General features: G+C 72.1%; 8 protein-coding genes. All 8 read left to right on the plus strand.

Going from position 1 to position 9,531, the window contains the following annotated elements:
• The first annotated feature begins 160 nt into the window (after nucleotides 1-160).
• The 8 genes from E1265_RS27950 (at nucleotide 161) to E1265_RS27985 (ending at nucleotide 9,249) form a co-directional block, all read left to right on the plus strand.
• Nucleotides 161-928, plus strand: coding sequence for an IclR family transcriptional regulator (locus E1265_RS27950; protein WP_132933774.1), 768 nt, complete (start codon nucleotides 161-163; stop codon nucleotides 926-928).
• Nucleotides 929-963: 35 nt separating this feature from the next.
• Complete coding sequence (locus E1265_RS27955) at nucleotides 964-1,821, plus strand: SMP-30/gluconolactonase/LRE family protein (RefSeq protein WP_132933775.1); 858 nt, start codon at nucleotides 964-966, stop codon at nucleotides 1,819-1,821.
• Between the two features lie 207 nt (nucleotides 1,822-2,028).
• Complete coding sequence (locus tag E1265_RS27960; protein WP_132933781.1) at nucleotides 2,029-3,330, plus strand: extracellular solute-binding protein; 1,302 nt, start codon at nucleotides 2,029-2,031, stop codon at nucleotides 3,328-3,330.
• On the plus strand, nucleotides 3,327-4,283 hold the full coding sequence (locus tag E1265_RS27965) for a sugar ABC transporter permease (protein ID WP_132933776.1): 957 nt from the start codon (nucleotides 3,327-3,329) through the stop codon (nucleotides 4,281-4,283). Before E1265_RS27960 ends, E1265_RS27965 begins: the two co-directional genes overlap by 4 nt.
• Nucleotides 4,280-5,143 (plus strand): carbohydrate ABC transporter permease, encoded by an 864-nt coding sequence (locus E1265_RS27970; protein WP_132933777.1) that lies wholly within the window; start codon nucleotides 4,280-4,282, stop codon nucleotides 5,141-5,143. Before E1265_RS27965 ends, E1265_RS27970 begins: the two co-directional genes overlap by 4 nt.
• Nucleotides 5,144-5,271: 128 nt before the next feature.
• Entirely contained in the window at nucleotides 5,272-6,813 is a 1,542-nt protein-coding gene (locus tag E1265_RS27975; RefSeq protein ID WP_132933778.1) for an alpha-N-arabinofuranosidase, read from the plus strand.
• 154 nt (nucleotides 6,814-6,967) lie between these two features.
• Nucleotides 6,968-8,692, plus strand: a complete 1,725-nt coding sequence (locus E1265_RS27980) for a PHP domain-containing protein (RefSeq protein WP_132933779.1) — start codon at nucleotides 6,968-6,970, stop codon at nucleotides 8,690-8,692.
• Entirely contained in the window at nucleotides 8,689-9,249 is a 561-nt protein-coding gene (locus E1265_RS27985; RefSeq protein WP_132933780.1) for a hypothetical protein, read from the plus strand. The genes E1265_RS27980 and E1265_RS27985 overlap by 4 nt, the downstream gene beginning before the upstream one ends.
• Nucleotides 9,250-9,531: the final 282 nt, after the last annotated feature.

The raw sequence follows: 9,531 nt of genomic DNA on the forward strand, positions 1-9,531 counted from the left end.
GTGTCGGATCGCGCCACGGGTAGGGACGTCGACGCCTAGCAGGGGTCGTAGCCGACGCCTCCCGGCCATTGCCCGCGGTCACCGTGGCTGGTTAGCTATGTTCGAGATCCCGGAATTCGCCCGGGATCTCGAACGGACGAGTGCCGGGAGGGCATGGGGCATGGGGCGTCGCGTGCCGGCGGTCAGCCGGGCGTTGGACATACTGGAGCTCTTTCTCGACGGGGACGGCACGCTCTCCGCGCCGGAGATCACCCGCAGGCTCCAGCTGCCGCGCACCACCGTGCACGAGCTGGTCACCACGCTGGCGGCCCGCTCCTACCTGGTGCCGGTGCCGGAGCAGCCGGGCCGCTACCGGCTCGGGGTGCGCACCTACCAGCTCGGCAGCCGTTACGCCGAGCAGCTCGACCTCGCCGCCGAGGGGCAGCAGGTGGCCCGCGCGGTGGCCGAGACCTGCGGCGAGACCGTGCACGTGGCCGTCCTTGAGGAGGCCGACGTGATCTACATCGCCAAGGTGGACAGCACCCACGCCGTCCGCATGGTCTCGGCCGCAGGGCGCCGGCTGCCGGCCCACTGCACGGCGGTCGGCAAGATGCTGCTCGCCTCGCTGTCGCCGGACGAGCTCGAGGAGCGGCTGACGTCCGCCGGCGAGCTGCGGGCCATGACCCCCCACTCCATCACCGAGCCCGACGCGCTGCGGGCGGCGCTCGGTGAGATCAGGGAGCGCGGCGTGGCCTCCGAGCAGCGCGAGTCCAACCCCGACGTGAGCTGCGTCGCCGCGCCGGTGCGCGACCGGGCGGGCCGCGTGGTGGCGGCGCTGAGCGTGTCCGTGCCCATGATCCGGTGGAGCGAGGAGCGGCAGCGGGAGCTGGCCGACCTGGCACTCAAGGGCGCGGGGCAGTTGTCCGAGCGGCTCGGCCATCACGGCTGACGGCCGCGGAGCGATCCAAGGAGGAGAGGACGGGCATGGTGGCGGACGGTCTGGAGATCGCGATACGGGCGCGGGCCGATCTGGGGGAGGGGCCGACCTGGGACCCGGCGGCTGAGCGGCTGATCTGGGTGGACATCCTGGCCTCGCGGATCAACCTCTTCGACCCGGCCACCGGCCGGCGCACCGTGCTCCCCACCGAGCAGCACGTCGGCGCCGCCAAGCCGCGCGCCGGCGGCGGCTTCGTGGTCAATCTCAGGGACGGGATCGGGCTCTACGACGAGGCGGGCGGCTTCTCCTGGCTGCGCCACGAGGCCGTGCCAGGCCGCCGGGGGAACGACGCGGCGGTGGCGCCGGACGGCGCGCTGTGGGCCGGGACCATGTACTACGACGAGAAGCCGGGCGGCGGCTCGCTGGTCCGGGTCGCGCCGGACGGCGCGGCGACCGTGCTGCTGCCCGAGGTCACGGTGAGCAACGGCATCGGCTGGAGTCCGGACGGCTCGCTCGTCTACTACGTCGACACCCCGACGCGGCGGGTCGACGTGCTCACCGTGACGGAGGACGGCGGCGGGCGTGACCGTCGGCCGCTGGTGGACACGGCGGAGTTCGCCGGCTTCCCCGACGGCCTGACGGTGGACGCGGACGGTTGCGTCTGGGTCGCGTTCTGGGACGGCCGGGCGGTGCTCCGCTTCACCCCGGAGGGCAAGCTCGACCGGGTCGTCGAGGTGCCGGCCTCTCGGCCGACGGCGTGCGCCTTCGGCGGGCCCGACCTTACCGACCTCTACATCACCACGGCCAGCGTCGGCACCGACCCGGGCGCCGAGCCGCTGGCCGGCTCGGTGCTGGTGCTGCCGGGCGCCGGCCAGGGGCTGCCGCAGCCCGCGTTCGCCGGCTGACGTCGCGGGCGGCCCGGCTGGCCGGCGCCGGGCCGCCCCGCAAATCCCCGTTGCACGACCGTTGACCTCGTCCCGTGGCCACCCCTACGTTCACGTTCGTATCTCCGATCCACGTTCGGGATTACGAATGAGGGATGGGTAAGCCACATGACACCACCATCCGTTCCACCACCGGCGCCGCCGCCCCCCGGGCCCAGCAGGCGACGGATGCTCGGCTCGGTCGCCGGGCTCGGCGCCCTGGCCGCCCTCGCCGCCGGCGGCTGCGCGGCCCCGAGCGGCGCCGGTTCGGGGCAGACCAGGCTCCGCTACTGGCACCTGTTCGGCGGCGGCGACGGCGCCAACATGGTCGCGATGCTCGACGCCTTCCAGCGGGAGCACCCAGACGTCGACCTCCAGGCCGCCACTCTCTCCTGGGGTGCCCCGTACTACACCAAGCTCGGCATGGCCGGCGCCGGTGGCCGGGCCCCCGAGGTCGCCGCCATGCACCTGGCGAGGCTCGCCGGCTTCGCCCCCGGCCGGCTCCTCGACCCCTTCGACCTCGACCTGCTCGCGCGACACGGCATCACCGAGGCCGACTTCCCACAGGACCTGTGGCGGCGTGGCATGGTCGACGGGGAGCTGTACGCCATCCCGCTCGACACCCACCCGCTGGTCCTCTACTACAACACCGACATCTGCGAGCGCGCCGGGCTGCTCGACGCCGACGGACGGCTACGCCCCATCGAGGGCGCCGACGCGTTCGCCGAGGCGATGCGCGCCGCCGGCGAGGTCACCGGCAGGCCCGGCATGGTCGCCGAGACCCTGGGCGCCGACACCATCGGACCCTGGCGGATGTTCAACGCCTTCTACGCCCAGACCGGCGGCCAACTGCTCACCGACGACGGCACCCGCATCGCCATCGACGACGCCAAGGCCCTCACCGTGCTCGACTACATGCGGCGGCTCACCCACGAGGGCCTGTGCGTGGAGCGCGCCGACTACCCGGGCGCGGTCGGCATCTTCGCGGCCGGCGAGACGGGCTTCTTCATCAACGGCGAGTGGGAGGTCACCACCTACACCAACACCGGGCTGCCGTTCTCCATGGCCCGGATACCCAACCTCTTCGGCACCGCCGCCACCCAGGCCGACTGCCACGCCTTCGTGCTGCCGCACCAGACGGGGCGTGGCGGCGCCTCCAACGAGGCGGCACACGCCTTCGTCGCCTGGATGCTCAGGCACTCCGTCGACTGGGCCGCCGGCGGCCACGTCCCGGCCTACCTGCCCACCCTGGAGGAGCCCGAGTACCTGGCGATGCGCCCGCAGTCCGAGTACCGCGCGGTGATCGACGAGGTGGTGCTCGACCCACGCGTCTGGTTCGCCGGCTCCGCCTCCCCCCTCTGGCTCGAACTCGGCGCCGTCTTCTCCGGGGTGCTGCTCGGCACCCGCACCCCCGAGGGCGCGCTGGCCGAGGCCAGATCCCGACTCCAGGACCTCCTGGACACCCCAAGCCCGTTCGGGGAGACCGCATGACGACCATCGCGCCGCCCGAGCCGACCACGCGGCCAGACCCCGCCGGGAATCGACCGGCGCCCGCCACCGTGCGCCGCCACTGGACCGAGCACGGCCTCGTCTTCACCCTGCCCTTCCTCGTCGTCTACGCCCTCTTCCTGGTCTGGCCGCTCATCTCCGGCATCCGGATGAGCCTGACCAACGCGGACGTCGCCGGCACCCGGGCCGACTTCATCGGCTTCGACAACTACGCCGAGGCGCTCACCGACCCCGACGTGTGGTCCTCGCTGTGGAACACCCTCTGGTTCACCGTGCTGTCCACCGTGCCGCTGGTGGTCGTCGGCCTGGTGCTCGCGCTGCTCGCGCACCATCTGCGGGTGGTCGCCTGGCTGTGGCGGCTCAGCTGGTTCGCGCCGTTCCTGCTGCCGTCCGGCGTGGTCTGCCTGCTGTGGCTGTGGGTCATCTATCCGTCCGACTTCGGCTTCGCCGACCAGCTCCTCGCGGAGTTCGGCCTGCACCCCGGCATCGGCTGGCTCACCGACACCCGCTACGCGATGCTCTCCATCGTGATCACCACCATCTGGTGGACCGTCGGCTTCAACTTCCTGCTCTACCTGGCCGCGTTGCAGTCCATCCCGCAACACCTCTACGAGGCTGCCGAGTTGGACGGCGCCGGGGCCTGGCACCGGCTGCGCCACATCACGCTGCCGCAGCTGCGCTCCACCACCGGCGTGGTGCTGGTGCTCCAACTCCTGGCCTCGCTCAAGATCTTCGACCAGGTGTACATCATGACCGGCGGCGGCCCCGACGAGTCGACCCGGCCCATCCTCCAGTACGTCTACCAGTCCGGCTTCACCGGCTACCGGATCGGCTACGCGTCCGCGATCTCCTACATCTTCTTCGCCCTGATCGTGGTCGTCTCGCTGATCCACCTGCGCATCACCCGCCGGAGGAGAGAGGAGAGTTCGATATGAGCGCCGTGGTGGAGGAGACGGCGGCCGGCCGCCGGCCGCGTTGGACGCCCGGGCGGCTTGCCATGCTCGGTTGCGCGCTGCTGCTCGCGCTGCTGTGGGTGCTGCCGCTCGCCTGGGCGTTGGCCACCTCTCTCAAACCGGAGAGCGAGACCACCGAGACGGGCCTCCAGTGGATCGGCTCGCGCCTCACCCTGGACGCCTACCGGGCGGTGTGGGAGTCGGGCGACCTGACCCGTTGGATGCTCAACACCGCCTACATCGCGTCCGTGACCACCGTGCTGACCGTCGCGCTCACCGCGATGGCGGCCTACGGCTTCAGCCGCACCGAGTTCCGCGGCCGGCGGGTGCTCTACGGCCTGGTGCTCGCCGGGATCATGGTGCCGCCGCAGGTACTGATCGCGCCGCTGTTCGCCGAGATGGTCTCGCTGGGTCTCGTCGACACCTACTGGGGCGTCATCCTGCCCCAGGTCGCCGTGCCCGCCATGGTGTTCATCCTGGTGAAGTTCTTCGAGGGCGTGCCCCGCGAGCTCGAGGAGGCCGCCTACGTGGACGGCGCCGGCCGCTGGCGGGTGTTCTGGCAGATCGTGCTGCCGCTCTCCCGTCCCGTGCTCGCCGCGGTGGCGATCTTCACCTTCATCCAGACCTGGAACAACTTCCTGTGGCCCTTCCTGGTGACCACCGACCCCAACGGGATGACGCTGCCGGTCGGCCTCGTCAACGTCCAGTCCACCTACGGCGTGCGCTACGCCCAGGTGATGGCCTCGGTGATCATCGGCGGCCTGCCGCTGCTCGTGGTCTTCGCCTTCTTCCAGCGGCAGATCGTGCGGGGCGTCGCCCACACGGGTCTCGCCGGGCAGTGACGGGGCAGTGATGGAGGGGCGAGCGAACGACCCGTTGACCGGCGGGTCGTTCGGGCCTTAGGTTCTGTTCGAAGTAACGATCGATGTTCGAAATCACGAACAACCCGCCTGACGGAGCAAGGACCCGCATGAGCGAGACATCGCACACCGCCCGCTTCACGCTCGACCCCGACTTCACCGTCTCGGCCGTTGACCCGCGGCTGTTCGGCTCGTTCGTGGAACACCTCGGCCGCTGCGTCTACACCGGGATCTACGAGCCCGGCCACCCCACCGCCGACGAGGCGGGCCTGCGCGAGGACGTGCTCCAGCTGATCAGGGAGCTCGGCGTGACCGTCGTCCGCTACCCCGGCGGCAACTTCGTCTCCGGCTACAAGTGGGAGGACGGCGTGGGCCCCAAGGACCAGCGCCCGCGCCGGCTCGACCTCGCCTGGCGGTCCACCGAGACCAACCAGTTCGGGCTCGGCGAGTTCGTCGACTTCGTCCGCAAGATCCAGGGCGAGCCGATGATGGCCATCAACCTCGGCACCCGCGGCGTCGCCGAGGCCATCGAGCTCCAGGAGTACGTCAACCACCCGGGCGGCACCGCGCTCTCCGACCTCCGCGCCGCGCACGGCGACAAGGACCCCTACGACATCCGCCTGTGGTGCCTGGGCAACGAGATGGACGGCCCCTGGCAGACCGGCCACAAGACCGCCGACGAGTACGGCAGGATCGCCGCCGAGACCGCCCGCGCCATGCGGCAGATCGACCCGGACGTCGAACTCGTCGCCTGCGGCAGCTCCTCCCAGTCCATGGAGACCTTCGCCGCCTGGGAGTCCACCGTCCTGCAGCACTCCTACGAGCTGGTCGACCACATCTCGCTGCACGCCTACTACTACGAGCGCGACGGCGACCGCGACTCCTTCCTCGCCTCCGCCGTCGACACCGAGTCCTTCATCGAGAACGTCGTCGCCACCTGCGACCACGTCGGCGCCCGACTGAAGTCCAAGAAGACCATCAACCTCTCCTTCGACGAGTGGAACGTCTGGTACCAGGACGGCAGCGCCCCCACCCTCTCCGGCGAGGGCCGCGGCGAGACCCCCGCCAACCAGGATTGGGCCGAGGCGCCCCGCCTCCTGGAGGACAACTACAGCGTCACCGACGCCGTCGTCTTCGGCTCCCTGCTGATCGCCCTGCTGCGCCACGCCGACCGCGTCAAGGTCGCCTGCCTCGCCCAACTCGTCAACGTCATCGCCCCCATCGCCACCGAGCCCGGCGGCGCCGCCTGGCGGCAGACCACCTTCTACCCCTTCGCCCAGGCCTCCGCCCACGGCCGCGGCACCGTCCTCGACGTCCGTGCCGAGAGCCCACGGCACACCACGGCCCAGTACGGCGAGGTCGACCTGCTGCACGCCACCGCCGTCCGCGACGAGGCCACCGGCGCCGTCACCGTCTTCGCCGTCAACCGGCACCAGACCGAGCCGCTGCCGCTCGAGGTCACCCTGCGCGGCCTCGGGCTCGGCGAGGTCGTGGAGCACAGCGTGCTCGCCGACGCCGACCCCGACGCCCGCAACACCGCGGCCCAGCCCGACCGGGTCACCCCGCACCAGGCCGGCGGCACCAGCCTGGACGGCGAGGTGCTGCGCGCCACGCTCGAACCGCTGTCCTGGAACGTGATCCGGCTGGCCTGACAACTGGTCTAATCGGGACGCATGGGACGCCGACCCACCGGAAAGGGATCCGGTGGGTCGATGTCCCTCGCGGCTCACCCTCCGTTCATCTCCTGCCTGAAGAGTGCCCGCCGAGAAGACGAGAAACCGGCGAATCACCGCAAGGGGAGCGACGATGGGCCACGGCCACCATCACCACCACGGTCACGACCACCACCACGACCACGAGGCGGAGTCCAGACCACTTCCCGCGGCCATGGACGTCAACGTGCCCGACAGCGAGCTGAGCCCCGACCAGCTCTCCCGCCGCTCCATGCTGCGCCGCGCCGGACTGCTCGGCGCCGGGGTGGCCGGCGCCAGCGTGTTCGCCGGCGCCGGTGCCGCGGCGGCCGGCACGGCGCTCGGCGAAGCCACCGTGGGCACCGCCGGCAACAGCGGGAACGGCGGCGGCCGGCTGCTGTGGCTGGCCGGCGACCACCACATCCACACCCAGTACAGCTCGGACGGCAAGTACCGGGTCATCGACCAGGTCCGCCAGGGCGCCAGGCACGGCCTCGACTGGATGGTCATCACCGACCACGGCTCCGTCAACCACTCCCGGATCGGCGTCGAGAAGGTCAACCCCGACATCCGGGCCGCCCGCGACCAGTTCGACGAGACCCTGGTCTTCCAGGGCCTGGAGTGGAACATACCGGCCGCCGAGCACGCCACCGTCTTCGTGCACCCCGGCGACAACGAGGTGTCCGTACTCAAGCAGTTCGAGACCGACTACGACGGCGGCGTCAGGAACGCGACCGGCAACACGCCCCAGAACGAGGCGCTCGCGATCTCCGGTCTGAACTTCCTCGCCGAGCAGGTCCAGCGCCGCAGGGTGCGGGACGCGGTCATGTTCGCCAACCACCCCTCGCGCAAGGGCATCGACTCGCCGCACGAGATCCGCGCCTGGCGTGAGGCGCAGCCCAGGATCGCGCTTGGCATGGAGGGCGCCCCCGGCCACCAGGCCGCCGGCATCCCCGCCCCGCACGGCCCCGGCGGCGGCCGCGGCTACTACGAGTCGAGCCCGGGCAGCGACTCCTTCCCCGGCTACCCGGCCGAGAGCTACCGCACCTGGGGCGGCTTCGACTGGATGACCGCCACCGTCGGCGGCCTGTGGGACAGCCTGCTCGCCGAGGGCAAGCCGTGGTGGATCACCGCCAACTCCGACTCGCACGGCGTCTACGGTGACGTCGCGGTGCGGCCGGAGGGCAGCGACTTCAACGGCAACGGCTACCACGACGCGCCGGTCTACGGCGGCCCCGCGATGGACCTGGAGGCCGGCGACTACTGGCCGGGCCAGTACAGCCGCACCCACGTCGGCTCGGCCGGCTTCTCCTACGCCGCCGTCATGGACGGCCTGCGCGCCGGCCGGGTCTGGGTGGACCACGGCGGCCTGATCTCCGGCCTCAACGCCCAGCTCCGCGGCGGCGGCCGGTCCACCACGCTCGGCGGCACGCTCTCCGTGCGGCGCGGCACCGACGTCACCCTCACCCTGGAGATCTCGCTGGCCAACGGCCCCAACTGGGCGCAGTTTGTGCCGAAGCTGGCCCGCGTCGACGTCATCAGGGGCGACGTCACCGGCGCCGTCTCCGACAAGGACGTGTTCCACACCCCCAACACCAGGGTGGCCAAGTCCTTCGAGGTCAACAAGTCGACCGGCAGCGTCACCCTCGAATACCGACTCGGGCGCGTCGACCGCCCCTTCTACCTGCGGGTGCGCGGCACCGACGGCAACCGCACCCAGGTCGGCCTGAACGGCGCCTCCGTCGACCCCAACGGGCCGGCCCTGGACGTCCTCGGCGACGCCGACCCGTGGCTCGACCTGTGGTTCTACTCCAACCCGATGTGGGTGCTGCCGCAGTGACCCTGCTCGGCCTCTCGGACGGCAGCCGCGGCCTCCGCGGCGTCGACCACCTCGCGCACCGGCTGGCCGAACTGCTCCCGCTGCCGGCCGGCGCGCACGCCCGCACCCATGTGGTGCGCACCCCCGAGCCGGGTCTTGCGCTCTCCGTCGAGCTGCCGGACCCGGCCCGGGCCGTCGCCGCCCTGCCGGACGACGTGGCCGTCGCCCACGAGGACGGCCGGGTCGCGGGCCCCGCAGAACACCGGGCCGCGGCGGTGGCGGCGCTCGCGGCGCACGACCGGGACGGCGCGCGTGCCGTGTTCTTCCCCGGCTCCGCGGGTCTTACCGGCACGCTCACGCTGGCTGAGCTCTTCGCCCGCACCGCGATCGACTCGGCCGTCGCGCTCGGCGGCGCGGTGCCGGAGCCTGCGGCTCGCCTCGACACCCGCGACCACGTGCGTCCGGAACTCCACGCGGGCCGCCTGCTGCTCCGCGTGGCCCCTGCCCGGGGCGGCGTCTACGTCCCGTTCGAACTCCCCGACCCGCACCCGTGCTGTGGCGGCGACCACGACACCTGAACGGCGCGCTGGTTCCCCCTCACCCACCCGTGCTTCTCCCGCTCCGCCGGGCGCGGATCGGCCTGTCGGCCCGCCCGCCTTCGCGCGGAGATGCCCTCACCCACTCGCTGCGGCGGAGCCGATTGAGTCTGGGGGGCCTGCGCCGGCGCTTCGCGCGGGTTTCGCCCACCCGCCCACCGGGGCGCCAGGCCAGCTGGCTCTGGCGCAGCCGAGGAGGGCGGCACCTCCGCGCGAAGCGCGGGCGGCCGCCCGGGCCGCCAGGCCCGACGCGCCGGAAAAGGG

Source organism: Streptomyces sp. 8K308 (assembly GCF_004348315.1).
Lineage (GTDB): Bacteria > Actinomycetota > Actinomycetes > Streptomycetales > Streptomycetaceae > Streptomyces.

Bases quoted from the DNA above. Each gene is read 5' to 3' on its own strand.
- E1265_RS27950 (WP_132933774.1), top strand. From the start codon at position 161: ATGGGGCGTCGCGTGCCGGCGGTCAGCCGGGCGTTGGACATACTGGAG.
- E1265_RS27960 (WP_132933781.1), top strand. From the start codon at position 2,029: ATGCTCGGCTCGGTCGCCGGGCTCGGCGCCCTGGCCGCCCTCGCCGCC.
- E1265_RS27975 (WP_132933778.1), top strand. From the start codon at position 5,272: ATGAGCGAGACATCGCACACCGCCCGCTTCACGCTCGACCCCGACTTC.
- E1265_RS27970 (WP_132933777.1), top strand. From the start codon at position 4,280: ATGAGCGCCGTGGTGGAGGAGACGGCGGCCGGCCGCCGGCCGCGTTGG.
- E1265_RS27955 (WP_132933775.1), top strand. From the start codon at position 964: ATGGTGGCGGACGGTCTGGAGATCGCGATACGGGCGCGGGCCGATCTG.
- E1265_RS27980 (WP_132933779.1), top strand. From the start codon at position 6,968: ATGGGCCACGGCCACCATCACCACCACGGTCACGACCACCACCACGAC.
- E1265_RS27965 (WP_132933776.1), top strand. From the start codon at position 3,327: ATGACGACCATCGCGCCGCCCGAGCCGACCACGCGGCCAGACCCCGCC.